Below are 25,766 nucleotides of genomic sequence, written 5' to 3'. Positions count from 1 at the left end.
GGGTGACACAGTCCGCAGGCGGGCCACGTAGACTCTGCGCGTCCCGACCCCGAACCACCCGAGGAACCCGTGGCAAACAAGCGCGTGAGCCAGGACCGCAAGGCCCGACTGGCCGAGATCCAGAACCAGCAGAAGGCGAAGGAACGCAAGGTCGTCGCCGGCATCGTCGTCGGCTGCCTGGTGCTGCTCGCGGGTCTCACGGGGGTCGTCCTCTACGCGATCAACGACGCCAAGGCCAAGCAGCTGCCCAACCTGGGTGTCTCCGTGGCAGCTGCCAAGTGCGCACCGGTCACGACCGACGCCGCGACCGGGTCGGGCGAGCACGTCGGGCCCGGCACCCAGAAGCCCGACCAGACCTCGGTGACGTACTCCACCGTCCCCCCGAGCAACGGCCCCCACTTCGTCAGCCCCGACGTCAGCGGCCGCGACTTCTACACCGCGACCGACCGCCCCGTCCTCGAGACCCTCGTCCACAACCTCGAGCACGGCTACACGATCCTCTGGTACGACGCCGCCAAGGTGAAGGACACCACGCTCCTCAAGGACATCGCGGACCAGGCCAACAAGCTCCCCGAGGCCAGTGGCAAGTTCAAGGTCGTCGAGTGGGATGCCAGCCGCGGGGCCTTCCCGGCCGACAAGCCGTACGCCCTCGCCCACTGGGCCAAGGACGCCGGTCACCGCCAGCTGTGCGGCGACGTCTCCGGTCAGGTCATCGTCGACTTCGTCAAGAAGTACCCCAAGACCGACACCCAGGAGCCCGGCGCAGCCTGACGGGGCGGCATACCTGTGTCTCGGGCTCAGAGGTGGACGGGGCTGACACGCAGCGCGGGGCCGGAGGGGGAGGCGTCCTTGAAGGCAGCCCAGATGTACGTCGGGGCCATCGGCGCGGCCCTCTCCAGCACGGGGGCGGGCACGCGCGACACCCACTGCGGGATCTGGTCGGTGCCGGCGAACGCCTTGCTGTCCGCGAGCACCGGCAGGGTGTAGTCCCAGACGTCGAAGGCGCCGAACAGCCTGCGCAGCCCGGCTCGGGAGTAGTAGTGCTCGTAGTAGTGCTCGCCTCGTCCGGTGAGCCGCATGTAGCGGTCGGCCGCTCGCTGGGGCAGCCAGGACAGGAACGGCAGCCGGTAGTGCGGCTCCACCACCTGGTGGCGGTGTCCGACGCCGAGGTAGAGGACGCCGGTGGGGCTGAGCACCCGGTGGATGTCGGCGACGACGGCTTCGGGGTCGACCACGTGCTCGTAGATGTGGTTGAACACCACCACGTCCATCGAGCCGTCCTCGAAGGGCAGGGCCTCACCGCGGGCGAGGCTGAACTCGACCCGCTCGCCGAAGCGCTCCCGAGCGGCCACGAGTCCGGGCTCGTCGATGTCGACGCCGGTCGTGTGCGCGCCCGCCAGGGCGAGCTCGTCGGCGATGAAGCCGGCCGAGCAGCCGACGTCGAGGGCGCGCAGACCGGCCAGGTCCTCGCGGCCCAGGGCGTGCCGGACGACGGCCAGGATCTTCAGGGCCTTCTGCCGCCGCTTGCGCTCGTCGAGCATCGCGTCCATGAGCTCGGAGTAGGCGAGCTGCTCCTCGCGTCCGACGGGCTCGCCACTCATGGTCGGGCCTGCCTCGGGTCGGGCGTCTGCTCCCCTGGCGCACCCTCGCCGGCTGCGTCACCGACGGGGTCGACGACGATGTGGTCGTGCTCGCGTTCCTGCGGCGAGGTGAGCAGGTGGTGCGACCGCGCGTAGGCCCAGCCGAGGAGCGCGAAGAGGACGTCGGCCGCCACGGTGAGGAACCGCGAGATCACGACCACCGCCGTCGCCGCGGACGTCGAGGTGACCGGCCCGAGGATGAGCACCAGCACCCCCTCGCGGACGCCCACTCCCGCGGGCAGGACCACGCTGAACATCGCCAGCGACGACGCGAGCGCGAAGCCGGACAGGGTCGCGAGGAGCAGCTCGCCGCTGTCGTAGTCCGTGCTCGTGGCCCGGGCCAGGACGAGGACGTGCAGACCGGAACACAACCACGCGCCGATGAACAGCAGCGTCGCGGACAGCACGGCACGGCCCGAGAGCTCTCGCTCCAGGGGCTCGCGACGCAGGACCCTCAGGACGGTCGCGATGGCCCAGTTGAGCAGCCGCGGCCAGAGCACCACGGCCAGGAGCGGCATGGCGAGCAGCACCATCCAGCCCGCCGCCGCCGACGAGTCGTCGCGGGTGATGAGCAGGGGCAGTGCCGGGACCCCGACGATCAGCCCGCAGATCGCGGCGATCGCGACCGTCACGAACGCCACCACGGCCGAGCGGCGGCGGGGGATGTGCAGCCTCGCCCCGATCTCGGCCTGCGCGACGATGCTCCACACGGCGCCGGGCACGTACTTGCCGAGCTGGCCGACGAAGAAGACTCCACCGGCAGGCGCGACGTGCAGCCGCGACCCGAGGTCGGCCATCAGGATGCGCCACCCGAGCACCGTGAACAGCGGTGGCAGGCAGACCAGCACGGCCGCAAGCGCGAACGACCCGGCGTCGATCCGGTCGATGTCGGCCGACACGTCACGCCAGTTGCGCGCCACGGCGATGGACACCGCCGCAACCACGAGCAGTGCCAACAGGATTCGCAGCAGGGTGAAGACGCGGGATCGGGTCATCGTGGGCTCTCCGTCATCTCAGCCTCTCCGCAGGGTCAGCATGTCAGCGTCGCCGCAAAGTCAGACGGAGCAGCCCGTATGCCGCGTCGGTGCGGGTGGAGGTGTCCGAGGCCATCCGTATCCGCCCCGCGATGTCGCCGTCGAGGTCGCCGACCAGGACGAAGCCGAAGTCGTGCGAGCGGGCCAGGACCGCGCGGACGTCGGCGGGGCCGAGTGCACCCTCGGCTCCGGAGTGGCCGATGGGCAGGGTCACGCAGAGCAGCCCACCGGACTTCAGCGCCCAGGACGCCTGGCTCATCGCCTCGTCGATGTCGTCGGCGTCGCAGCCGCCCGGGTGCAGCCGCACGATGACGTCGAGCGACGCGGTGTCGACGTCGAGGACCTCGACCGACGACCGACGGCCGGTGAGCTCGAGCTCGACCGGCACGAACCCGATGGCGCGGGCCCACTTGGACAGCGGGGAGCGGCTGCCCGACTCGTCGACGATGACGGCGCTGCGGCGGCCGTCGTCGCGGACCCGGACGATGGCGGCGAGCGCGCCGAGGGCTGCCCAGGCCGCGATCGCGTCGCTGCACCGAGGCAGTCCCAGGCTGCGGGCGAAGGCTTTCGCCTCGTCGGCGTCGTGGCCGTCGGCGAGGATGTCGGACGCGTGGATCCATTCAGGCAGGTCACCGCGGCTGAGCTCCACCTCGGGCCGCGAGGCGGCGATCACGGTCCGTGCCGCGCTCGACGCCCGGTGCCTCAGGTGGCCGACGACAGCAGCCGCCCCGGTGGCCGCTGGCTCGGCCCCGGGGTCGCCGTCCGGCTCGTCAGCCTCGGCGGCGGGCTCGACGGCGGCGAGGGCCTCGATCGTCCCGACGTACCGCGCCCACGGTCCGGAGAGGTCGGGGGGACGGACCTGGGCGCGCAACCGGTCCGTGCAGCCGGGCTCCGCCAGGCGCTGCAGGGCCTCGACGAGCGCCTGCTTGTCCCCGGGCGGCACGAGCAGCCCGTCGACACCGTCTCGCACCTGGCCGCCGAACGTGCCGACGTCGGACGCCAGGACCGGCAGTCCGTGGTGCTGGCCGAGCAGGGCGTTCTGCGAGGCCGTGGCGCTGCGGTAGGTCAGGGCCAGGACGTCGTGGCTCGCGAGCAGCGGCGCCAACCGGTCGGCCGGCACATAGCCGCCGTGGACCTCGACCCGGTCGCGCAGCCGTGGGTCCTGGGCCAGCTCCTTGACGCGCTCGCCGCTGGCTCCCCACATCTCGCCGGCCACGGTCAGGGTCGGGCCGGGCACCTCCGCGAGCGCCTCCATGAGCAGGTCGACACCCTTGTAGTCCCGCACGATCCCCAGTGCCAACAGGCGCGGCGGGCCGTCGTGGGCCACGCGCTCCACCGGTGCGCCGCCGGGCAGGTGAGGGGGAAGGTCGGTGACCGAGACCCGGGGGGCGCCGAGCTCGTACGCGATCCGGGCCTGCGAGTCGCTGTGCACGAGAACCGAGTCCACGCGTTCGAAGAAGCGTTGCATCAGCTCGCGGTCGCCCAGGTGCGTCTCGTGCGGCAGGACGTTGTGGGCGATCACGACCGTGCGGGGGCCCGCGTGCGCCACGCCCCGCTGGGCGTTGCGCCGACCGACGCCCGCCGCTCGGAGCAGTGCCAGGTGGGCGGGGACGACGGCCGGGATGACGTGCACGACGACCACGACGTCGAAGGCGCGCAGCCGGCGACCGGTGCGCACCCACGTGTCCGGCCGGGCCCAGCTCAGCGCGCGGACCGTGCGGGGAAAGGGCTCGACGTCCGGGGCGCCGCCCGGGACGGCCTGCTCACCGGGATAGAGCTTGGAAGGGTAGAGGTGCGACCAGGACACCAGCGTGACGTCGTGACCGGCCTCTGCCAGCTCGTGCGCCAGGCTCGTCGTGTGGGACGCGACCCCGCCCTTGTAGGGGTGGGTGGGCCCGACGACCGCGACCCTGAGCGCGGCACTGGGGGTCACCGGACACGCCCCAGAAGGCGCCCCGGCAGCTGCACCGGCCACGCGGCATACCGGACCGTGGTCACACGCCCGTCCGGGAACGCACGACAAGGTCTGACAGCAACGCCAGCGAGCCGATCATGATGCCGCTGACGATGAGCAGCACGGTGCTCGCCGGGAAGTAGAACGGGTGCCGCACCATGTCCACGATGCCCTTGAGCAGACCGATGACGATGAGCCACAGGGCCGGCGGCATGAGCACCTTGAGCGGGTCGAAGTACATGACCATGCGCAGGACCTGGAGGATGTAGCGGTAGGCGTCGCGGACGAAGTGGAACTTGCTGACGCCCGCGCGCTTGGCATAGCTCGTGGGCACGTACTTGATGTCGTGCTGGTTGCTCAGGAACGCCAGCGTGATCGTCGTGACGCAGCTGAATCCCGGTGGTAGCAAACGAAGATAGGGCAGCGAGACCTCGCGCCGGAACGCCCGCAGCCCGCTGTTGAGGTCGGGGATCGTCTGGTTGGTGAGCTTCTCGGCGATCTTGCGGATCAGCCACTTCGCCGGGACGCGGGCCCACTTGTGGGTGCCCTCCTCGGTGGTTCGTGCGCCGACGACCTGGTCGTAGGAGTCGTCGTCGCGCAGGATCCGGACCAGCTCGGGGATGCGCTCGTTCTCGTAGGTCATGTCGGCATCGGTCCACACGACGATCTCGCCGTGGGCCTGCTGGGTGCCGATCCGGCGGGCGGTGCCGCTGCCGCCGTTGCGGCGGAACGGCATCACGCGGAGGTTGGCGTAGTCGCGACCGGCCTGCTGGAGCACCTCGAGGGTGTCGTCGGTGGAGGCGTCGTCGATGCAGAGCACCTCGTAGGTGAACTCGCTGGCGTTCATCGCCTCGGTGATCCGGTCGATCTCCTTGAGGACGTGCGCAGCCTCGTTGAAGCACGGCAGGACGATGGTGACGTACGGCTTGCCGTGGCCGGGTTCGCCGGGTCGGGCAGCGGGTGCCGGCTCACGTGCCGGCAGGTATGCCGCGTCAGCCGGGTGCACGGGCGCCTCACCGACGGGGGTGGTTGGGGCTGCCTGCTGACCGGTGCTGATCTTCTCCGTCGCGGGCGCGCTCACCTGCGGGGGCGCGACGGGAACGCGCTCCGTGGCGCTGTGGCTCGGCTCGGCGTCGAGGGGAAAGCGCTCGGTGACGGGGCTGCCCGCCTGCTGGGGGTCGGTGGGAATGCGCTCCGTGGCGGGGGCGGCTGGACCGGTGCTGGGGTGCTCATTCATCTCGCGAGGAGCCTACCCGCCGGGAACCTCCCCCGTGCTCACCCTCGGTGTTCCCCCTGCGGCGTTGCGACTGTCCGCGACTCTGAAGGATCGTGCGGGGCTGGGCCCGGAGGATCCTTCAGGGTCGCGGGGTCCCAGTGGCGGACCGGCTGCCCACCGGCCGCCGCGGTGTGGAACGGTGGGACCCGTGGACACCCAACAGGTGCTTGACCTCATGAAGACCGTCGCAGCCGAGGTCATCACGCCGCGGTTCCGGGCGCTGGCCGACGGCGAGGTGATGGAGAAGAACCCCGGTGACCTGGTCACGATCGCCGACCACGAGTCCGAGGCGATCCTCACCCGGGAGCTGTCGGGGGCATTCCCCGGCGCGTTCGTCCTCGGCGAGGAGCTCACGTCCGCCGACCCCACGACCCTCGACCGCTACGTCGAGGCGGAACACGCCTTCACGGTCGACCCGGTCGACGGCACCAAGAACTTCGTCCACGGCTCCCCCGACCACGCCGTCATGGTCAGCGAGGTCCTGCGTGGAGAGACGGTGCGGGCCTGGATCTGGCAACCCGAGCACGAGGTCGCGTGGGTCGCCGAGAAGGGCGCCGGCGTCTACCGCAACGGCGAGCGTGTCACCCGCGAGCCGGTGGAGGACGACGTCCCCCCGCACGGCGTCACGTCGATCTGGCCCCTGCGCGGTCACTCGCTCGGGAAGCTGCCCGCACTGGTCGGCTCATGGGTCTGCTGCGGCGTCGACTACCCGCGGCTGATGGAGGGGGCGACCGACTACATCCTCTACGCCCGCAACAGTCCGTGGGACCACGCGCCTGGTTCGCTGATGGTCACCGAGGCCGGCGGTTTCGTCGGCCACACTGACGGAACGCCTTACGCACCAACGGTTCTCACGCCGGGGATCATCGCGGCCGCCGACCACGGGACGTATGCCGCCGTGCGTCGCCATGCCGCCGACGCCTTCGCCAGGCGCTGACCCGCTTCCGGCGCGTTCGCAGACCACAGTCCCCGGCCCTAGTCTGACGCGGTGGACTTCCCGCACCAGCTGGTATGCCGCGTGGGCGCCCTGAGGGGCGACCCGGCCGCTCTCGGTGGTGCCGTGACCGTTGCCCTGTGTGGGCACTGGGAGCACGAGCCGCCATGCCGCTGGCCCCACCACACGTCGAGCGACCCGGACCCGGCGACGGCCGGCTCGTGGCTCGTGACGGTGCGGTTCGATGCCCCGGAACAGGACGAGGACGGTGTCCGGCGACGGATCCGCGATGCGCTGGCGACCGGCGCCCTCACCGGCCCCGACGGGACCGTCACCACCTGGGCACTGACCGGCTGACCCAGCCGAGCCTCGACGACTCAGCCGAGGCGGCCGAGCCAGACCTGGATGGGCAGCTCCACCAGCGAGTCCGGGCGTTGTTCGAGCAGCCGGGCGTCCTCCTCGACCCGCGCGTCGACCCCGACCACCGCGGAGGTCAGCCCCAGCCGGCTGAGCGCCTCGGTCGAGTCGGCTGCCACCAGGACCAGACGTCCTCCGCGGGCGTCCACCGCGCGACGCACCCGGTCGACGGCGGCGGCCAGGCGGACCGGGTCGTTGCGCAGCGCCGACGTGGTCGACAGGGCCCCCACCCCGCAGTAGCCGCGCAGCACCTGCGGCCACTCGTTCGCTGCCCGCGAGTCGACCATGAGGGCGACGTCACCGGGTCGCAGGGCCGCGCACACGTGGTCGACGGCCGCCCACTCCCCTTGTTCCACGCGCTCGTCCACGTGCGGCCAGGTCGCCAGGCCGGTCGGGACGAGCAGGGCCACGGACACGGCACAGCTCACGGCGACGTTCACGGCATACGGGAGCCGGCGGGTGGACCAGCGGGAGACCACCGCCGCACAGGCGACGGTGAGCAGGACGACCGTGGGCAGGGCGATCAGGAGGCGCCGGGCCGCCCACGGGTGGTCGGGGGTGATGCCGGGCCGGTAGAGGGTGAGCAGGGTGGAGCCGATCCCCACGACGGCCGGGCCGGTCCACCCCGGCAGCTCTCGGCCGTCCACCCAGGCCAACGCGGCGCGGTGCGCGAGAACTCCTGTCGCCAGCAGGGCCAGCCCGAGCGCAACGGGACCGAGCCACCACGACAGCCACACGACGGACTGCTCGGCGTAGGTCCGGCCACCGTCGACCGCCAGGCCCTGACGCGCCTGCAGGCCCGCGACGACGCGCGCCCCCGGGTCTGCGGCGGACTGGCGCACGACCTGCCACCACGGGCGGCTGGCCAGCACCAGTCCGACCAGCACGAAGCCGGCCGCCAGCACGCGCGGCAGCCAGGCCTGGACCAGAGCGGGCATGGTCCGGCCCCGCCGCGCACCGAACAGCAGGAGCGCCCCGAGGACGCACACCGCCGCGCCGAGGGCGACCAGTGGCAGGAGCGACCCGGCAATGCTGCCGAGGTACTCGCTCGACGTCAGCCAGGTGAGCGCGAGGGCGACGGCGGCGGAGACGGCTGTGGCCACGCCGAGCACCCGGGCGTGGGCCTGCCGCTGCAGCGCCGCCAGGACGACGACCGGCACGACCAGGACCACCTCGCGCAGGGCATCGACCCGGATGAGGACCGCCCCGCCCATGAGGACGCCGGCGAGGAGGGCAGTGCGGCGTGCGACGACGATGTCAGGGACCGCTGCGCTCCGAGCGGCCAGGACCATCGTCAAGAGCCCGGCCGCCAGCACGGGAAGGGCCACCGGTTCGGAGTAGGTCGCGCGGGCGACGTGGACCAGGGGGAACAGCAGAGCGGTGCCCAGTGCCGCGAGCGGCCCCCACCGGGGGCCGACGACCGTCGAGGCCAGCAGGCCGACGCCCAGCACCGTGAGGCCGAACAGGATGGCCGGCGCCCAGGCCGTCGCAGCGGGCCCTCCGACCCACCAGGCGACGGAGTACCAGGCGGAGGCGCCGATGGGGAACTGTGGCTGGATGCTGGGGTCCTGGGCGGTCCCTGTCGCGTAGAACGCCGGACTCGCCAGGGTGATGCCGTCGATGGCCAGCACGTCGGCCGCCCCGACGGACTCTGGCGGGATGACGATGGGTCGCGCGTGCCCGGACGCCAGCTGGACGGCCGACTGGAGGTAGGAGCCGGAGTCGCGCCTGGGCAGCACCTGCTCCGAATGCGTGACACCGGCCCAGACCACGGCGGCCAGCGACATCACCACCAGCAGGGTGGCCGACCACACCGGGAGCGGGCGCACCGGCACGAGCGACGTGGCGAGCCCCGCCACCACCGCCAGCACCAGCAGGACGGGGATGGCGACCAGCGGCGACCACAGTCCGCCGAGCGCGAGCAGGGCCGCGGCGACGGACCCGAGCACCAGCCACAGTCCCGACCAGACGACGGTGCGCGTGATGAACCAGCCGCCCCACGCCTCGCCCCGGAGCAGCGGGAGGTCGCCGGGGTCTGGGGCATACGGGTAGCTGCGGGACTCGCGGCTGCTCACAGTCGGCAACGCTACTGCTCCGCCGTCAGCTGGCGGTGCACCGGTGCGCGCCGTCGGTGCGCGCCATCGCCGCGCGCCCCTGCGATGGTCGAGGCGGTCGACGATGCGGGTCCAGCACGGGTCTCGCGATAACCTCACGGCCATGCCTGCTGCCGACAGCGCCGAGGACGACGCCACCCCCCGCACCGTGATCACCTTCGGGACCTTCGACGTGCTGCACGTCGGGCACATCCGGATCCTCAAACGGGCTGCCTCGCTCGGCAACCGGCTGGTCGTGGGCGTCTCGGCGGACGCGCTCAACGAGGCCAAGAAGGGTCGCGCGCCGGTCTTCTCCCAGGACGAGCGGGTCGAGATCATCAGCAGCCTGAAGTTCGTCGACGAGGTCTTCATCGAGGAGAGTCTCGAGCTGAAGCGCGACTACATCATCGAGCACCGGGCCGACGTCCTCGCGATGGGTGACGACTGGAAGGGACGCTTCGACTTCGTCTCGGACCTGTGCGAGGTCGTCTACTTCCCCCGCACCCCTTCGGTGTCCACGACCGAGCTCATCGAGCACATCGCCAACACGGCCTGATGCCGGCCACACCCGCGGAGGTCCTCGCGGCGATGCTGGGCTCCGACCCGGCCGGCCCGCGGGTCACCTTCTACGACGACACCCCCGGACCCACCCAGGGCGAGCGCATCGAGCTGAGCGCCAAGGTGCTCGCGAACTGGGTGAACAAGGCAGCCAACGCGTTGCAGGAGGAGTGGGACATCGCTCCCGCCAGGCGGGTGCGGCTGGCCCTTCCGCCACACTGGCGCTCCCTCTACTGGGCGCTCGCCGTCTGGTCCGTGGGTGCCACGGTCGTCCTCGACGACGACGTATCCGACGAGGCGTGCGACCTCGTGGTGACCGACGACGCCACGGTGGCCGCGGCCAGCACCGGCCCGACCGTCCTCGTCACCCTCGCCGCCCTCGCGCGCGGCGCGAGCAACCCCGTCCCCCTCGGCGCCATGGACGAGGCCCGCGAGCTGTCCACGTATGCCGACCAGTTCAGCCCGTGGGAGGAGCCGGACCCCGGCGACGCCGCCTTGAGCGACAAAGGCACGGACACGGCATACGGGGACGTGGTGCCGGAACGGAGCTGGGCGCGCGGCGTCCGCATCCACACGTCCACCGACGACCTGCGGACGGCGCTCGAGCTGGCGCTCGCGGCGTGGGCGGCCGGCGGCTCGGTGGTGCTCTCCCGCGGCCCCGAGCCGGTGACGGGTCGCGCGGGTCGGCTGGCCTCGGAGGGCGTGACCCTCGAGCCCTAGCGGCGACGCAGCTCTGCTTCGAGCGCCTGCCAGGTCAGCGTCGCGACCACCCCGGTCCGGGCCAGCCTGGCCCGCCCCTGCAGGGCCTTGACGGCCGACTCGTCGCTCGCTCCGAACGTCCCGTCCGCGGGGATCCGGAGGGCCTTCTGCAGCGCCGTGACAGCGGTCCCCCGCGAGCCTGAGCGCAATACGGTGCCGTAGAAGGCCCGCAACGGGTAGTCGCGGTTCTCCAGTGCCTTCCAGACCTTGACGTCCACGACGCCGGTCTGCGGCAGCTGCCTGGCCTTCTGGAAGGCCTTGACCGCCGCGGCGGTGCGCGCCCCGAAGGCCCCGTCGACGGAGAGGCCGCCGAGGGCTCGCTGCAGGGTCTTCACCGCTGCGCCCTTCGAGCCCGACGTGAGGACGGTGGACATGAGGGCGGTGTAGGGCGTGGTGACGCGTGGGGTCGAGGTGCTCCGCGATGCGGTCGTCGTCGCCGCGCCGGTCGCCATCAGGGCGGCCCAGGTGGTCGGGCCGACGATGCCCGTCGCCGGCAGGTTGCGACGGGTCTGGAACGCCTTGACGGCCGCCAGGGTCTTGACGCCGAACGCCCCGTCGGGCGGCGTGACACCCAGTGCCTTCTGCAGCGCCACGACGGCGGGGCCCTTGGCACCCTGCGCCAGGGTGAGCTTCGCGTAGGGAGCGAGCGGGCTGGCCGGCGTCGACGTCGGCGGCTTCGCAGGCGTGGTCGGCTGGGTGGGCGTGGTCGGTGCCGCTGCGCCGCGAGCCGGGATGAGCTTGAGGGCAACCATCTTCGCCCACGTGGCCAGGTCGAGCTGCCCGGTCACCTTCAGGCCGTGCTTGCCCTGCCAGAGGCTCAGCGCGGCTGCCGTCTTCGGCCCGAACACCCCGTCCGGTGTGGTCCCGATGACCTTCTGGGCCAGGGCCACGTCAGGGCCCGTGGCTCCCGGCATGAGCACCGAGTAGACGGCCGACGGCGTCTGCGGCGGAGTCGTGGGCTTCGGCGTCGAGGACGGGCCCGGGTCGACCTTGGTCAGCGCCTTGCCCGTCCACCACGACGTGCGGCCGTAGGCGCCGTCCCAGGAGAAGGAGAAGTGGATGTGGTCGGTGTGCGGGACCGGTCCGGTGTAGGTCGCCCAGCCCCGGGCGGGGTCGTAGGCGCGCCACATCTTGTGGTTCCAGATGATGTACATGATCCCGAACCGGCGGGCCATCGCGCCCGGACGACCCTGCGCATCCGGTGCCGACAGCCACTGGGTCACGGCGTCGGCGACAGCCTTCTCGCTGGGCTTGCTGGCGCTGAGCATCCAGTCCCAGGCCCGCCCCTCGGAGTGCTCGGTGAGGCCACTGTTGCAGTTGCGGACGATGCCCCAGTCCGCGCTGCCGACCTTGTAGTGGCTCGACATCAGCTTCGCGAAGGAGACCACCCCGGGCTTGGCGTTGGGGTCGCACAGCCGCTGCGCCTGGTAGGGCGAGGCGATGTCCAGCGCCGAGGGGAGCGCCTTGGTCGGGGGCTTCGGCGACACTGCCGTCGCGGCATCCGCGGTCGCCGCGCCCACGGGCACGGTGAGCACCGGGATGGCCAGGACTCCAAGGGCACGCACGACACGCGACACGGAACACTCCAGAGGGGGGATGGCGGCTCGGATCCCGAGCCGCGGTACGAGGTGGACACCAGCCCCAGGGGTCACTTCCTGCAGCAGGCAGGACATTTGTCCCACCAGTGCTCACCCGTCACAAGGGCAACGGGTGAACTACAACCACGGAATTCGTTCTGCCCTCCCCCGATCGGCCGATGGCCACGCTCGACGCCCCGGCGGGCCGGCCATGTGGGGTCACCACGCGGCATACCCGGAACGGTGGGGAGGGACCACGCAAGGGGACCGGAGCCGTCCGGCTAGAGTCCACGCCATGGACAAAGTCGTCTCCACCGCGGCCGCAGCCATCGACGGGATCGTCGACGGCTCCTCCCTCTCGGTGGGCGGGTTCGGGCTCTGCGGCATCCCGAGCGTGCTCATCGCGGCGATCCACGATGCGGGGGTGACCGGCCTCGAAGCCATCTCCAACAACTGCGGCGTGGACGACTGGGGCCTGGGCATCCTGCTCAAGGACAAGCGGATCCGGCGGATGGTCTCCTCCTACGTCGGGGAGAACAAGGAGTTCGAGCGCCAGTACCTCTCCGGCGAGCTCGAGGTGGAGCTGACGCCGCAGGGCACGCTCGCCGAGCGACTGCGTGCGGGGGGCTCGGGGATCCCTGCCTTCTTCACCGTGACCGGCGCCGGCACGCAGGTCGCCGACGGCGGACTTCCGTGGCTGTATGCCGCGGACGGCACCGTCGCGAAGGCCTCACCTCCCAAGGAGGTCAAGGTGTTCGAGGTCGACGGCGTCGAGAAGGAGTTCGTCCTCGAGCGCGCCATCGTCGCCGACTTCGGGCTGGTCCGGGCCTGGAAGGGCGACCGCCACGGCAACCTCGTCTTCAACCAGAGCGCCCGCAACTTCAACCCGCTCGCCGCCATGGCCGGCCGGATCACGATCGCCGAGGTCGAGGAGCTGGTCGAACCCGGCGAGCTCGACCCCGACCAGGTCCACCTGCCCGGGATCTACGTCCACCGGGTGCTGCCCCTGACGGCCGACCAGGCCAAGGACAAGCGGATCGAGCGCCGCACCGTCCGTCCTGCCGAGAGCCAGCCCGAGACCACCACCGAGGAGGCCTGACATGGCACTGACCCGTGAGCAGATGGCCGCCCGGGCGGCCGCGGAGCTGTCCGACGGCTCCTACGTCAACCTCGGGATCGGCCTGCCGACCCTGGTCCCCAACTACGTCCCCGACGACGTCGAGATCGTGCTCCAGTCCGAGAACGGCATCCTCGGCGTCGGCGCCTATCCCGTTGACGGCCAAGAAGATCCCGACTTGATCAACGCCGGGAAGGAGACGGTCACGCTGCGTCGTGGGTCGTCCTTCTTCGACTCCGCCACGAGCTTCGSGATGATCCGCGGCGGCAAGGTGGATGCCGCGATCCTCGGCGCCATGCAGGTCTCCGCCAAGGGCGACATCGCGAACTGGATGATCCCCGGCAAGATGGTCAAGGGCATGGGCGGCGCGATGGACCTCGTCCACGGCGCCAAGCGGGTCATCGTCCTGATGGAGCACAACGCCAAGGACGGGTCCTACAAGATCGTCGACGAGTGCTCGTTGCCCTACACCGGCCGCGGCGTCGTGCAGCGGATCATCACCGACCTGTGCGTCTTCGACGTGACGGCAGACGGCCTCGTGCTGCGCGAGCTCGCGGAGGGTGTCACCGAGGACGAGGTTCGGGAGAAGACGGAACCCGACTTCACGACCAGCCTGGTGTGAGCGGCGCGACCGCCGCCGCCTCGCGCGAGAGGGTGCCCGGCGGGTCGCATTCCGTCCTTCAGGCTGCGCCCAACAGCGCGGGGGATACTCAGCACGTGTTTGTCCCATCCAGAGCGCAGCCCGTCGGTCACGTCCTCCTGGGGGTGGGGCTGGCGATCCCTCTGGTCGCCTATGCCTGGGCTCAGGTGGCGACGGGTGTGGACCTCGTCGTGGTCCTGCGGTGGCTCGGGATCTTCGTCGGGACGGTCATGCTCCCGGGCTTTGCCCTGGTCCGGGCGGGGCGCCCACGTCCCGCCGCCCTCCTCGACGACGTGGCCTGGTCGACTCCGGTCGGTCTGGTGGTCACCCTCCTCGGATGGCTGGCAGGGCAGGTACTCGGTCGGGAGGTCCATCCGGCTGGCGGGACCGCGGTAGCCCTCGCGGTCGTCCTCGCGATCCCCTGCACCCGCCGGCGGCTGTTCGGCCGACCCGCGCCCGGTTGGGGCCTTGGCGCCGGCCTGGTCGTGGTCGTGTCGATGCTGGTCACGGTGTTGTGGACCGCGACGATGCTGCTGGCTGCCATGCCGGTCGTGCCCTCCGGCGCCGGGTTCGCCTACACCCCTGACTCGGTGTTCCAGGTCGCCATGACCGGCGAGCTCACCCGGGGCGTGTCGCCGTCGTACCCGATGGTCGCCGGCGCCTCCAGCAGCTACCACTGGTTCTTCCACGCCGCGTCCGCCCACCTGGGCCAGGGCCTGGACACCACGACCGTGGTCGCCCGGCTGTTTCCCGTGTGCCTCCTGCTCGCCCTGGTCCTCATCACGGCCTCGGTCGCGCGCCAGATCGCGGGACGCAGCTCGGCAGCAGCCATCGCCGCCGTCCTGGTCGGTGTGGTGGGCAACACCCTCACCACCGCATGGGTCCAGCCGACCGGTATCGCGGGCCGGTACGACGCCGACGGAGGGGCGCTGACCCTCGACCCCTTCCGGCTCTACTGGCAGGTCAGTCCGACCCAGACGATGAGCTGGGTCGCCGGCGTCGCCTGTCTGGGCCTGGCGATCGAGATCTTCCGGGCGACCGGCCACCGCTGGGTCCCCGCGCTGGGGGGCCTCGCCGTGATGTCGCTGGTCACCGCGGGCTCGAAGTCATCGGTACCTCCGGTCATCATCTGCGGACTTGCGGGAGCGGCGGCATACGGCCTCGTGCGTCGCGAGTGGTCGTGGGTGCTGCGAGGCGCCGCCGCTGCCGCCGTGAGCCTGGCCACCTGGGTGTTCGCCATGCTGTTCATCTACCCGGGCGGGTCCTACGGGCTGCGGCTGCAGCCCGGCGGTCACGCGTACTGGCTGGTGGGTCGGATGATGCCGGACCTGGCCACGTGGGACGCACAGGACCGCGCGGTGGCCGCCAGCCTTCCCGTCGCCCTGGCTGCGGTCGCCGTGGCGATGCTGCCCCTCCTGCCCCGGCTGGCCGGGCTGTGGTGGCTCAGTCGGCTCCGACCACAGGATCCGGCCGGGATCCTCTGCACCGGGGTGGTCCTCGCCGGCCTCGCGGGAACGTTCCTGACCAGCCACCCCGGCCAGAGCGAGGTGTTCTTCATCGTGGGGGCCTACCCGCTGGGGCTGGCCGGGTCCGCAGCAGGTTTCTCCGACGCCCTGGCCGGCTGGGCCGCGGCTGGCGTGCGGCGTGCGGCCGTCGTCATGACTGCGACTGCCGTTGCCGCCGTGGTGGCGACGACGGCAGTGACGGACTGGGCAGGGCTGCGCTCGCCCCTCGTCGTGTGGCGCCAGACGACGCCGCCGCCGGGCGGACGGCGGCTGGGCTTCGGCGTACCGGCGCGCGACGAGCTGCTCGCGTGGGGTGGCCCCGTGCTGTTGCTGACTGGTCTCGTCGCAGCGATCACGGCCCTGGTGGTGCTCGTCGCACGTTCCCCCCGGACGGGTCCCCCTCAGCGGGTCCTCGGGCGCCTCGCCACCGTCTTCGCCTTCGCGCTCGTCGCCTGTGGCCTCGTGCCGACCTGGCTCGCGGTCACGGGCGCCAACCACCAGTCCCCGGACGAGCGCCAGCACGCCTGGGAGAAAAGCGCTGTCTCGCGGAAGGCGAGCCTGACCACGGCCGCCCTCATCGAGGGCGCGCAGCGCATCCACACCGCCGCCCACCCCGACGACGTCGTCGCCACCAACCGCGTGTGCGCCCAGCAGTGGCGGGTGATCAGCAAGACCCGGCTCTGCAACCCCACCGACTTCACGGTCGCCGCCTACACCGGTCTGCGCGTCGACGTCAGTGGATGGGCTTACGCCGACCCGTCTCTTGCGCAGGCCTGGACCACGCGCGGCGGCTATGCGCGCATGCCCTTCTGGGATCCTGCTCGCCTGCGCTCCGAGCAGGAGCTGATCACGGCGCCCAGCCCAGCCCTCGCCACCCAGGCCTGGGCGAGGGGGGTGCGCTGGATCCTGGCCGATCAGGCCGCAGGTCCGGTCTCAGCGCGCCTGGGGGACTACGGCGCGGTGGAGTACAGCGGTGGCGGAGTCACGGTGGTGCGCCTGCGCGCCCCCCAGGCGCAGCCCACCGGCTGACCCGGAGCGGAACCTGGGGGCGATCGTCGGCGACGTCAGCGCAGGATCGTCATGGCGGAGACGTCGCCGGAAACGCTCAGGCGGGCTCCGAACGTCCCGTCTCCCCTGCCCGGGTACAACCAGGTGTTGCCGGCGTTGTCGCGGGCGAGCAGGTCGGCTCCGCCACCACCGTTGACGTCGCCCACAGCCACGAGGTCGGTCATGGCGTTCCAGCCACCCCCGGCGTTGGTACGGCCCAGGATCCGGCCGGCACCGTCGAGCTTGTAGGTCCACAGCACTCCACTCGCGTCGCGAGCCCAGAAGTCGGCCCGTCCGTCGCGGTTCGCGTCCGCGGCCCCGACGATGATGCCCATGGGGTTGAAGTTCCCACCGAGGCTCTTGGGTGACGACGCGACGCCGCAGGCGCCGTTGCCGGCATACAGCCACATCGTGCCCGTGGCGGGGTCCACGCCCACGATGTCGCTGCGCCCGTCGGAGGTCACGTCGCCTACGCCAGTGATCCGGCCCAGCGTCGCCGGGACGTTGGTCACCTCGGTGCGTGTCCCCAGGCTTCCCGTCTGCGGAACCGGGTAGCACCACAAGCGGTCTGTGGAGTCCCGGGCGAGGAGGTCGCCCGAGCCGTTCCCGTCGAGGTCGCCCGCATAGCCGATGAGCTTCATCGTGCCCCACCCGGTGCCCATCGTCGCCGGGGCGCTCAGCGCCGTTCCGGTCAGCGTCATCCGGGAGAGGGTGCCGTTGGCGCTGCGCCCGAAGACGCTCGCCTTGCCGTTCGCCGTCGTGTCCCTGCGCAGGAAGTCACCGTTGGTCACGGTGAACCACTCCGACTTGAGGCCCAGCCGGCTGCGCAGCTCGTCCCAGGGAAGGGTGGCCGTGCCACTGCTGCCCACCAGGACCACGCCTCGGATCCGGCCACCCCACTCGCCGTTCCCGTTCCGGGTGACGACCACGCTGTGGAGGGTCCCGATGGCGGGGCGGGCGTTCTGCAGGTCGGTGCGCAGCGTCGTGTCGGAGACGGTCCAGGAGTTGGCGTTGTTGGCCACCGCCCCGTCGTAGGGGTCGGCCTTCGCCACCAGGTAGGGAACACTCCCCGCGGCCATCCAACCCCCGTTGGCGGCCGAGAACTGCGTGAACGCCGCGGCACGCTGGTAGCTGATCATCAGTCCTGCCGTGGCCTTCACGGCAGCGTCGGTGTTGGGGTGCGTCCTCGTGGCGGTCAGGGTGCCGCTGGCGCTGTAGTCGGCGTAGCCGAAGTAGACCTGGCACGATGTCGTGTCGCAGACGTCGTAGAGGGCACTCGTGGCGTGCTGCTGCTCGTAGGCCGCATACGTCCTGGCCGCCACGGACTGACTGCGCAGCGCGGCTGCCGGCCAGGACGCGGGCATCTCGTTGGGGACGACGCCGCGCAGGTAGTTCTCCATGAAGGTCGCATTGACCGAGACGACGGAGGACCCGCTCAGAGTGGTCTGCACCCGGTCCGGGTAGTCGCGCAACGTGCCGTCGCTGCGCTCGACGCGAACCGTGGTGGCCGTCGGGTTGGTGAACCCCGGAGTGCCGGTCAGGCCGCTGTAGGCGCCGCTGGTGCTCCACACCCCGCCCGAGCGCCACTGGAGGTTGAGCGCACCGCCGCTGACCAGCAGCCTCCACCGGTCGACCGGCTGGCTCGCCGTGCCGCCGCCCAGCGCGACGACCGTGCTGCCGGTCACGAACTTCAGACCCGGGCGCATGGCGACGGTGAGGCTGGAGGTGGACACCCCGCTGAGGCGGGCCCGGAGCGGGCCGGGAGCGGTGGTGACCTGAGTGGTACCCGGGTAGTAGAAGGCCAGGATCTGCTGGTGGGTCAGACCCTTGGTGGCCGCGCCGTAGGCGCCCCACTGCGACATGCCGTGACCGTGGCCGTAGCCGTGACCCGAGATCAGGGACGGACCCGTCAGCGGGATCGGCAGCGCCTCGGCACCCGCAGACCCGGCGGACGCCAGTACCGCGGCGCCGGTCAGGGCGACGAGAGCACTCGTCGCCCAACCACGACGCCTCCCCACCAACGGCATGCGCAGCACGCTCCTCATGGCTCCCATGGTCACCCCAGTTCCTGTCCTGCGCCAAGGCCGCCCGAGAGCGGCATCCGTCCGGCGAGCAGCGTGCCGTCGCCTCTGCCTGCATAGAGCCACAGTCGCCCGGAGGTCCCCGCCGCCATCATGTCTGCTGCGCCGTCACCGTTGTAGTCGCCCACGCCGAGGATCTGGGTCAGGTCGGTCTGGCCCGACCTCAGGACGGTGAAGTCGAAGAGGGGGTTGGGACCCGAGCCCCGGAAGAGCTGGAGCGTGCCGTCCGAGCGGAGGGCGACGACATCGCCGTTCGCGTCGGCGTTGAAGGCGCCGACACCGGCGAGGCTCACGACGTCACCCCACCCCTGTTCGAGCTCCTCGACCCGCGGCATCGTGAAGTCGCGCTTGAACGAGTACCGGAGGATGAGTCCGGCTTTGGTGATGACCAGGACGTCAGGGACTCCGTCGTAGTCCTGGTCGCCACCCGCGGCGATCTGGCTCATCGCCGCCCAGCCCCGGGCACCGATCAGGATCGGGGCCCCGAACCCTCCACCACTTCGGCCGGGAAGCGCCTGGAGCGCGTCGCCCACCCGAACCACGGCGTCGACGTAGCCGTCGCCGTTGACGTCACCCACCAGCTGGATCAGGTCCGCTCCGGCGGGAGCCTCGAACGTCGGACCTACCTGGAGATCTCTGCGCCCCGTGCCGGGGTAGACGCGCAGGCTGCCGTTCGTGAGAGTGGTTGCGACGCCGAGCAGGTCAGGGTGGCCATCGCCGGTGAAATCCACGCCGCTGGTCATCTGCGCCATGCTGTTCCATCCGCTGCCCCACCGGTTCCACCGCGCGGAAGGGTTGCTCCCGTCGCCGTAGTACACCCGCATCGCACCGCTCGGCTCGCGGCCGAAGATGTCGCCGTGGCCGTCGCCGTCGAGATCGCCTGCCGCGAAGACTGCGGTGAGGCCGCCCCAGCCTGTGGCCAGCCTGCGCAGCGTGCCGAGGTGCCCGTGACCATCGCCCGGCGCGAGGATGAGGGCGCCGTCACTGATGCGCACGGCGAGGAGGTCCGGGTGGCCGTCACCCGTGACGTCGCCGGCGCCGCTGACGAACCGGTAGGCCCCCCACCCACTGGCCACGACGGAGCGCGCCGTGAACGTGCCCTTCCCGGTCCCCGGGTAGAGCACCAGCTGGCCCGTGCTGCTGATGGCCATGAGGTCTGCGAGGCCGTCGCCGTTCTGGTCACCGGCCGCGATGAGCGACCGGACGGAGTTCCAGCCGCTACCGGTCGATGTCATCCTCGCGATCCCGCCACGGCCGTCACCGCTGTAGATGCGCAGGTTGTTGGCCCCGGGGTACTGGGCGACGATGTCGGGCCGACCGTCACCGGTGAAGTCGGGCGACAGCGTCGCGAGCCGCACCGTGTTCCAGCTGCCGCCCAGGGTTCGCTGCGCGGTGAAGGGGTTCGTGGTGGCCGAGGTCAGGAGGGTCACCGGGCCCAGTGCCGCCCCCGCCACCGTCGCTGCATGGGTCAGCAGGTCGGCCTGCCCCGCCCGGTCGACATCTCGCGACAACCTCGTGGTCGCAAGGCTACCCATGCGGGCGGCAACGTTCTTGCGGATGGTGGGGAGCAGCGCGTACAGCTTGGCTCCCGGACACGCGGTGTTGACGGCGTCGCGGTGCCCGGAGATCCGGTTGAAGTACTTGTCCTTCGCGAAGACGGTGCCTGTGGCCGGCATGCCGTCGAGGGCCATCTTCCAGGCGATGACGTTCGTGAGTGCCGTGGTGACGGCCGCGGGCACCGCAACGGTGTTGTAGTCCCCGATGACGCTGGTGCCGAAGGACCACGAGTTGTACCCCAGCGTGTGTGCTCCCACGACAGCCTTGTCCACCCCGCCGTAGCGGCCCTCCCAGGTCCGGCCGAACTTGTCGACCAGGAAGTTGTAGCCGATGTCGGACCAGCCGTTGCCCTTCACGTGGTACGCGTAGATCCCCCGGATGATCGCCGGCACCTGCGCCTGCGTGTAGCTGTTGGAGCCGGCCGTGTGGTGCACGAAGGCGACGTGCGCCTGGGAGTACCCGGGGCTGCCCTGGCGGATCGACTCGTCGGCTCCCCACTGTGCCCGCGTGTAGATCGTGGGCTTGGCTGCCGCCGCAACGGCTCCGCCACCGGGAGTCGTTCCCACGCTGGCGTCCGAGTCGGACGTGCCCGGATCCACGACGGTCAGCGCCAGGCTCGTCGGGACGGTGGCATCGGAGCTGAGGACGCGGGCCTGCACCCCGTCGCCCTGGACGACGAAGGGGTCGCTGCCCGCCCGGAGCCCTCGTGCCGACTCGGCCTCGGCCGTGCCCGGATCGGGACCGTGGTCCGCCTCCGCATGCACCTCTTCCCAGGCCCCCCACACCCCCTTGCGCTGCACCCGGAGCTCGACGCGGTCGCCACTCGAGAGGTCGCCCGGTCGCCACGTCACCCCGGCTACCGCGAGTCCCGACGGCACTGCGGCGGGGTCGCTCAGGCCGCCACTCCTGGCCGCGGCCAGCTCGCCGGCGCTGCCGGTCAATCCGGCGCTGCCGGAGTCCCCCGGCGCAGGGCTGGCGTCGTCCGCGTCCAGGCTCGACCGGGCGTCCGGGGCGGACTGCGCCCGCTCCAGCGCGCTGCGTGGTGCCGCTCGGAGGGCAAGTACCTTCGCGGTGGCCTTGACCTGGTGCGGTGCTCGGGGGCCTCCGAGGTCGGTCAGACCGGTCAGACCCGGAGTCATCAGGGGTGCGGCGACGACGGTCGAGAAGATGGCCAGGAGCGCGGCGGGCGGGGCAGTGGTCCGGCGTGTCTTCGCGGTCAGCACGGCAGGGCTCTCAGACGTCAGAGGAATCGCAGCCCTCACACGGTGCACCAAAGACAGGCGCAATGCCACACAAACGCACCAACTTCCCCACTGGCACCACAGATCGTTACCCACCCGCAACCCCTGGACGCCCGACCACCCGTGCCGCGAGGCACGTCCCCTAGGCTGCTGGCGCTGGACTGCCCAGGGCTGCAGTTCCACTCGACGCCCACTCGAACCGGAGCAGTGATGAGCCACCCCCCTGCCGACAACTCACCGAGCGGGTCCCACCGTGTCTGAGCCCGCGTGGGAGGCAGAGGTCCGCTCCCCCGGAGCGGACGCCTCACGGATGGTGCTGGGCAGGGGACTGATCTACACGATCGGCGCCGCGGCGCCGATCCTGAGCAATGCCGTGGTCACTCCGGCCGTGACGCGCAGCGTGGGGTCCGCGGCGTACGGCGCGGTGGCCACCGCGTTGGTCATCATCCAGGTGGGGATGATCGTCGCCGGTCTCGGGCTCGCCGCCGCAATCATGAGACACGGCATACTCGAGCGCACCGGTGTCGAGGGTGCGCGGAGTCTGCTGCTCAGGGGCGCCCTGGCCTCGACGGTCCTGTGCGGCGTCGGCGCCGCGGTCGCACCATGGGTCCACCGCGCGTTCGCGCTGCAGGAACCCGTCGTCCTGGCGCTCGCGCTGGCTGCCTCGGCGGGCTTCGCGACGATCGTCAACGTGCAGGCCTACCTGCGGGTCATCGACCGCCCGGGCGTGTTCGTCGCCCTGGCCCTCACGAGTGCCCTGGGCGGGCCGCTGCTCGGCCTGCTGCTGGTGCGCCTCGTCGCCCGGACGGCGGAGGCCTACGTCACGGGCCTGGCCCTGGGCCTGGTGGTGTCGGGTCTGGCCGGACTCGCCGTGGCCTTGCGCGAGGGACACCTGCAGCACGCCAGGGGCGACACCCGTCGAGCCCTGCGCATCGGCCTGCCCACGGTGCCACACCAGGTCGCCATCTTCCTCGCCAGCGGTGCGCTCGTCCTGGTCGCGGGGCGCGTGTTCGACAGCACCCAGGCTGGCCGGCTGCAGCTGGCGGTGCTCATCGGCTCCGCGCCCGGCATCGTCTCCGCATCCCTGAACAACGCCTGGGCCCCCATCGTCTACCGGGCGCCGGAGAGTGACCGGGCCGAGGTCCTCGAGCACACCGGTCAGAACATCGCCTTCCTGACCGCCCTGGCCGCGGGGTTCGTGGCCTGCGCCGCACCGTTCCTGCTCGCGATGGTCGCGCCACCCTCCTACGACCCCGGAGCGCTGACGGCCGCCGTGGGCGTGGTGGCAGCGGGAACGGTGCTGTCAGTCCCCTACCTGTGCAACGTGCACCTGGTCTTCGTCTCCGGTCGGATCGGCGGCCTCGCGCTCGTGACGCCGGTCAGCCTGGCAGTCGGCACCCTGGCCGCCTGGGGCGGAGCCCAGGTGTTCGGCTTGTCGGGGATCGGCGTGGGCATGCCCGTCACGTACACCCTCATGGCCCTCGGCACAGGCGTGCTGGCACGGAGGGTCTCGAGCACCCGCTGGCACTACCGGGTGCTCGTGACTCCCACTCTGCTCGGTTTCGCCCTGTGCGCGCTGGGGGCCGCCCTGCCGACCACGGGCGCGGCCATGATCGCCCGGCTCGTTCTCACCGCGGGCACGGTGGGATTCAGCCTGCTCGTCTTCCGCCGCGCCTTCGCCTCCTGACGCGCGGGCTGTTCGCTCAGGCGACGGCGATCGGTTCGCGCGTCTCCCCGGGGGCCGGGATCGACGCCGGCATACGTCCGGGCAGGTAGCTGGTGGCGGCCCGCAGCCAGGCGCCGAAGCGCATGGACTCATGGGTGTCGGCCACGGGGGTCGCGGGCGCCGCGCGCCGGCGCAGGTTGATGATGGCGCGTTGCGCCGGGGAGGTGGTCCAGTACTCGACGGCGGCCACCGTGGTCGAGCCATCCCAGCCCAGGACGTGCTCCAGCTCCTGCGGCGGCCTCAGGTGCTGGACGCCGAGCTCGAGCTCGCACAGTGCTCTGGCGGCCTCGCGGTCGAGGTGCTCCCCATACAGCTCGGGCCAGACCCGCCGGTACTCATCGGCGGTCGCCGTCTGCTCGCCGTCCACTCGCAGCCCGTCGCCGTAGATGGCGATGTCGGCACCGAGGTGCGCCGCATAGAGGACAGGGGTCGAGAGTCGGTTCGAGACCACCCGATCGGCACGGCCGAGCATGGTCCACAACCGCCACAGGAAGGCCGGGTCGAGACGCTCGCCGAGCATGACGATGCGGTGCCCCGCGGAACGGTAGGCGGAGACGATCTCCGGGTCCTGTGCGTCGGCGGCATACAGGCACGCCGTCGCGGGTCCCTCCTTCTCACGCCACATCCGCGCCAGGCCCGCATGATCGCCGCGGACCCGCTGGGTCTGGATACCGTGCAGAGGCATGAGCACGACGCGGTCGTGTTCGTGGCGCGGCTCCGGCGTCGGGCCCGCCGCGGCGGCGAGATAGGCGAACTGGGCGCCGATGGCCGTCGTCATATGGGGCTCGTCGGACGGCGACCACGCTCGTGAGGAGTGGGACCAGACGAGGAGCTTGCGACGACCGTCACCGTGCAGGTTCGGGAAGTCCCTGAAATGCGATCCGACCGGCGACACGGCCGTCCAGCCATGCTGGACCAGCCCGTTGATGTGGCTCGGGCGGGCACGGTTCAGGTAGGCCGCCAGGCCTGCGCTGTGCCCGTAGAAATGGTTCTGGGACTCCATGTCGAAGAGGCTATCGGCATGTCCGTCGAGGGCATGCAGCCAGCCACCTCGAGCCGGACCCGCGGCAGGCCAGCGTGGCGGGGGATCGGGCGGTGAACCGAGCCGTTACGCTGGGCTGCGATGGAAAATGATGACGTCTGGCTCGTGGTCCCCCTCTTCAACGAGGCGCAGGTCATCGGGGACGTGGTTCGTCATGCCCGCGAGACCTTTCCGCACGTCGTGTGCATCGACGACGGGTCCAAGGACGACAGCGCCCAGGAGGCCGCAGCCGCGGGGGCCGTCGTGGTGCGCCACCCGGTCAACCTCGGCCAGGGAGCGGCGCTCCAGACGGGTTTCGAGTATGCGCGCAGCGTTCCGACCATGCGCTGGGTGGTCACCTTCGACGCCGACGGGCAGCACCAGACCTCCGACGTGGTGGAGATGCTCGTCAAGGCCCGCGGCGAAGGACTCGACGTCGTGTTCGGGTCGCGGTTCCTGGACGACCGCACGGATGCCGGCGCCCTGAAGAAGCTCGTCCTGCGCATGGCCGTGGGCTACACCAACCTCACCACGAACACGCGCCTCACGGACGCCCACAACGGGCTGCGTGTCCTTTCGCGCGACGTGGTGGAGCGCATCGAGATCACCCAGAACCGCATGGCGCACGCCTCGGAGCTGGTCCAGCAGATCGGCGCCCTCGACGTGCGCTACGCCGAGAGCCCGGTGCACATCCTCTACACCGACTACTCGCGCGCGAAGGGGCAGTCCCTGTGGAACGCCGTGAACATCCTCGCCGAGCTGATCCTCCGATGAGTCCGACGACCAGGAACCGATGACATGAAGATCGTGCTGATCCAGGTCCTGCTGATCGCCGTGGTGGTTGCCGTCGCTGCGCGGCTGTTTCGCTCACGCGGGGCCCGTGCCCAGGCGGTGCGCCGACTCGGACTCCTGCTCTTCGCGGCGTTCGCCGTCGTCTCCATCCTGTTTCCCGACCTGTGGAACAAGATCGCCCGGGTGGCGGGTGTCGGGCGCGGCACGGACATGGTGCTCTACGCCCTCGTCGTCGCCTTCCTCAGCTTCACGGTGACGACGTATCTGCGGTTCCGCGAGTTCGAGTCGCGCTACACGCGGCTCGCACGACGCCTGGCCCTGGACGAGACCCAGCGGGACTTCCCGCAGCCCCCCGAGGGTGGTTCTGGCGTGCCGGGTCAGCCCACCGACCAAGCCTGACGACGCAGGTATGCCGTTGCGGCACCCACGGTGGCTGCGTGGCCGCCGTCATGGGAGGGCTCCGCACAGCCGGCCGGCGATCCCGCCGCGTCGTCACCCCTGGGACGACATCGCTGCCAGGGCGGCATCGAACAGCGTCGTGGCCGCCAACCCGTCGCCATCGCTGACCCGGCCGCCGTACAGCACCGCCGCCGCAACCTCGGCGACCCCGGCGCCGCTCAGCTCCACGCCGGCGGGTCGGGGCGAGGAGTCGGTGGCGACCACTCGGGCGCCGGCGGCGAGGGCCTCGCGCACGACGACCGAGTCGCCGTCCCAGGCCGTTGGCCGCAGGAACACGCCCGTGCGGCGCAGCACCTCGTGGACCTCGTCCGCCGTGGAGTCGAAGCTCAGCTCCACCC

The 25,766-nt window shown here is 71.5% G+C and carries 20 protein-coding genes and 1 pseudogene; 11 read left to right on the top strand and 10 right to left on the bottom strand.

Annotation, left to right across the window (positions count from 1 at the left end; genetic code table 11):
• Positions 1–69: 69 nt before the first annotated feature.
• Positions 70–771, top strand: a complete 702-nt coding sequence (locus AC1DVZ_RS12140; RefSeq protein ID WP_477618453.1) for a DUF3105 domain-containing protein — start codon at positions 70–72, stop codon at positions 769–771.
• Between the two features lie 26 nt (positions 772–797).
• Here the strand turns inward: AC1DVZ_RS12140 and AC1DVZ_RS12135 are convergent, their stop codons facing one another.
• The 4 genes from AC1DVZ_RS12135 to AC1DVZ_RS12120 all read right to left on the bottom strand — a co-directional run bounded on the left by AC1DVZ_RS12135 (position 798) and on the right by AC1DVZ_RS12120 (position 5,865).
• Positions 798–1,601, bottom strand: a complete 804-nt coding sequence (locus tag AC1DVZ_RS12135; protein WP_477618452.1) for a class I SAM-dependent methyltransferase — start codon at positions 1,599–1,601, stop codon at positions 798–800.
• A complete protein-coding gene (locus AC1DVZ_RS12130; protein ID WP_477618451.1) occupies positions 1,598–2,635 on the bottom strand; it encodes a lysylphosphatidylglycerol synthase transmembrane domain-containing protein in 1,038 nt (345 codons plus the stop codon). Before AC1DVZ_RS12130 ends, AC1DVZ_RS12135 begins: the two co-directional genes overlap by 4 nt.
• A 43-nt stretch (positions 2,636–2,678) precedes the next feature.
• On the bottom strand, positions 2,679–4,607 hold the full coding sequence (locus AC1DVZ_RS12125) for a glycosyltransferase family 4 protein (RefSeq protein ID WP_477618450.1): 1,929 nt from the start codon (positions 4,605–4,607) through the stop codon (positions 2,679–2,681).
• A gap of 61 nt (positions 4,608–4,668) precedes the next feature.
• Positions 4,669–5,865 carry a glycosyltransferase family 2 protein gene (locus tag AC1DVZ_RS12120; RefSeq protein WP_477618449.1) on the bottom strand — a complete coding sequence of 399 codons (1,197 nt, stop codon included), beginning with the start codon at positions 5,863–5,865 and terminating at the stop codon, positions 4,669–4,671.
• 187 nt (positions 5,866–6,052) lie between these two features.
• On the opposite strand from AC1DVZ_RS12120, the gene AC1DVZ_RS12115 reads away from it, so the two are divergent.
• Together AC1DVZ_RS12115 and AC1DVZ_RS12110 are read left to right on the top strand one after the other, a co-directional pair.
• Positions 6,053–6,841 (top strand): inositol monophosphatase family protein, encoded by a 789-nt coding sequence (locus AC1DVZ_RS12115; RefSeq protein ID WP_477618448.1) that lies wholly within the window; start codon positions 6,053–6,055, stop codon positions 6,839–6,841.
• A gap of 51 nt (positions 6,842–6,892) precedes the next feature.
• On the top strand, positions 6,893–7,195 hold the full coding sequence (locus tag AC1DVZ_RS12110; RefSeq protein WP_477618447.1) for a hypothetical protein: 303 nt from the start codon (positions 6,893–6,895) through the stop codon (positions 7,193–7,195).
• A 20-nt stretch (positions 7,196–7,215) separates the two neighbouring features.
• On the opposite strand, the gene AC1DVZ_RS12105 is transcribed toward AC1DVZ_RS12110, so the two are convergent.
• Positions 7,216–9,330: a hypothetical protein gene (locus tag AC1DVZ_RS12105; RefSeq protein ID WP_477618446.1), complete on the bottom strand. Its 2,115-nt coding sequence runs from the start codon at positions 9,328–9,330 to the stop codon at positions 7,216–7,218.
• Between the two features lie 142 nt (positions 9,331–9,472).
• Between AC1DVZ_RS12105 and AC1DVZ_RS12100 the strand changes: the two genes are divergently transcribed.
• Both AC1DVZ_RS12100 and AC1DVZ_RS12095 read left to right on the top strand, forming a co-directional pair.
• Positions 9,473–9,904, top strand: coding sequence for an FAD synthase family protein (locus tag AC1DVZ_RS12100; protein WP_477618445.1), 432 nt, complete (start codon positions 9,473–9,475; stop codon positions 9,902–9,904).
• Entirely contained in the window at positions 9,904–10,626 is a 723-nt protein-coding gene (locus AC1DVZ_RS12095) for a TIGR03089 family protein (RefSeq protein ID WP_477618444.1), read from the top strand. Before AC1DVZ_RS12100 ends, AC1DVZ_RS12095 begins: the two co-directional genes overlap by 1 nt.
• On the opposite strand, the gene AC1DVZ_RS12090 is transcribed toward AC1DVZ_RS12095, so the two are convergent.
• A complete protein-coding gene (locus tag AC1DVZ_RS12090) occupies positions 10,623–12,242 on the bottom strand; it encodes a peptidoglycan-binding domain-containing protein (RefSeq protein ID WP_477618443.1) in 1,620 nt (539 codons plus the stop codon). The genes AC1DVZ_RS12095 and AC1DVZ_RS12090 overlap by 4 nt on opposite strands.
• A 295-nt stretch (positions 12,243–12,537) precedes the next feature.
• On the opposite strand from AC1DVZ_RS12090, the gene AC1DVZ_RS12085 reads away from it, so the two are divergent.
• The 3 genes from AC1DVZ_RS12085 (at position 12,538) to AC1DVZ_RS12075 (ending at position 16,533) form a co-directional block, all read left to right on the top strand.
• On the top strand, positions 12,538–13,341 hold the full coding sequence (locus tag AC1DVZ_RS12085; protein WP_477618442.1) for a CoA transferase subunit A: 804 nt from the start codon (positions 12,538–12,540) through the stop codon (positions 13,339–13,341).
• A 1-nt stretch (position 13,342) separates the two neighbouring features.
• On the top strand, positions 13,343–13,981 hold the full coding sequence (locus AC1DVZ_RS12080; protein ID WP_477618441.1) for a CoA transferase subunit B: 639 nt from the start codon (positions 13,343–13,345) through the stop codon (positions 13,979–13,981).
• A 95-nt stretch (positions 13,982–14,076) separates the two neighbouring features.
• Entirely contained in the window at positions 14,077–16,533 is a 2,457-nt protein-coding gene (locus AC1DVZ_RS12075; protein WP_477618440.1) for a hypothetical protein, read from the top strand.
• 35 nt (positions 16,534–16,568) lie between these two features.
• Here the strand turns inward: AC1DVZ_RS12075 and AC1DVZ_RS12070 are convergent, their stop codons facing one another.
• Together AC1DVZ_RS12070 and AC1DVZ_RS12065 are read right to left on the bottom strand one after the other, a co-directional pair.
• Complete coding sequence (locus AC1DVZ_RS12070; RefSeq protein WP_477618438.1) at positions 16,569–18,596, bottom strand: SpoIID/LytB domain-containing protein; 2,028 nt, start codon at positions 18,594–18,596, stop codon at positions 16,569–16,571.
• A gap of 11 nt (positions 18,597–18,607) precedes the next feature.
• Complete coding sequence (locus AC1DVZ_RS12065; protein WP_477618437.1) at positions 18,608–21,412, bottom strand: FG-GAP-like repeat-containing protein; 2,805 nt, start codon at positions 21,410–21,412, stop codon at positions 18,608–18,610.
• A 271-nt stretch (positions 21,413–21,683) separates the two neighbouring features.
• On the opposite strand from AC1DVZ_RS12065, the gene AC1DVZ_RS12060 reads away from it, so the two are divergent.
• Positions 21,684–23,117, top strand: a complete 1,434-nt coding sequence (locus AC1DVZ_RS12060; protein ID WP_477618436.1) for a lipopolysaccharide biosynthesis protein — start codon at positions 21,684–21,686, stop codon at positions 23,115–23,117.
• 16 nt (positions 23,118–23,133) lie between these two features.
• Here AC1DVZ_RS12060 and AC1DVZ_RS12055 read toward each other — a convergent pair whose 3' ends face one another.
• Complete coding sequence (locus tag AC1DVZ_RS12055) at positions 23,134–24,159, bottom strand: hypothetical protein (RefSeq protein WP_477618435.1); 1,026 nt, start codon at positions 24,157–24,159, stop codon at positions 23,134–23,136.
• Between the two features lie 120 nt (positions 24,160–24,279).
• Between AC1DVZ_RS12055 and AC1DVZ_RS12050 the strand changes: the two genes are divergently transcribed.
• Both AC1DVZ_RS12050 and AC1DVZ_RS12045 read left to right on the top strand, forming a co-directional pair.
• Positions 24,280–24,951 carry a glycosyltransferase family 2 protein gene (locus tag AC1DVZ_RS12050; RefSeq protein WP_477618434.1) on the top strand — a complete coding sequence of 224 codons (672 nt, stop codon included), beginning with the start codon at positions 24,280–24,282 and terminating at the stop codon, positions 24,949–24,951.
• 24 nt (positions 24,952–24,975) lie between these two features.
• On the top strand, positions 24,976–25,368 hold the full coding sequence (locus tag AC1DVZ_RS12045) for a DUF2304 family protein (RefSeq protein WP_477618433.1): 393 nt from the start codon (positions 24,976–24,978) through the stop codon (positions 25,366–25,368).
• Between the two features lie 93 nt (positions 25,369–25,461).
• On the opposite strand, the pseudogene AC1DVZ_RS12040 reads toward AC1DVZ_RS12045, so the two are convergent.
• Positions 25,462–25,766, bottom strand: a pseudogene (locus tag AC1DVZ_RS12040) (hypothetical protein); the annotation flags it as partial.

The organism is Pedococcus sp. P2_E5 (assembly GCF_056403895.1).
The sequence above is the reverse complement of the archived record's forward strand: the minus strand, read 5'-3'. Positions and strand labels throughout refer to the sequence as shown.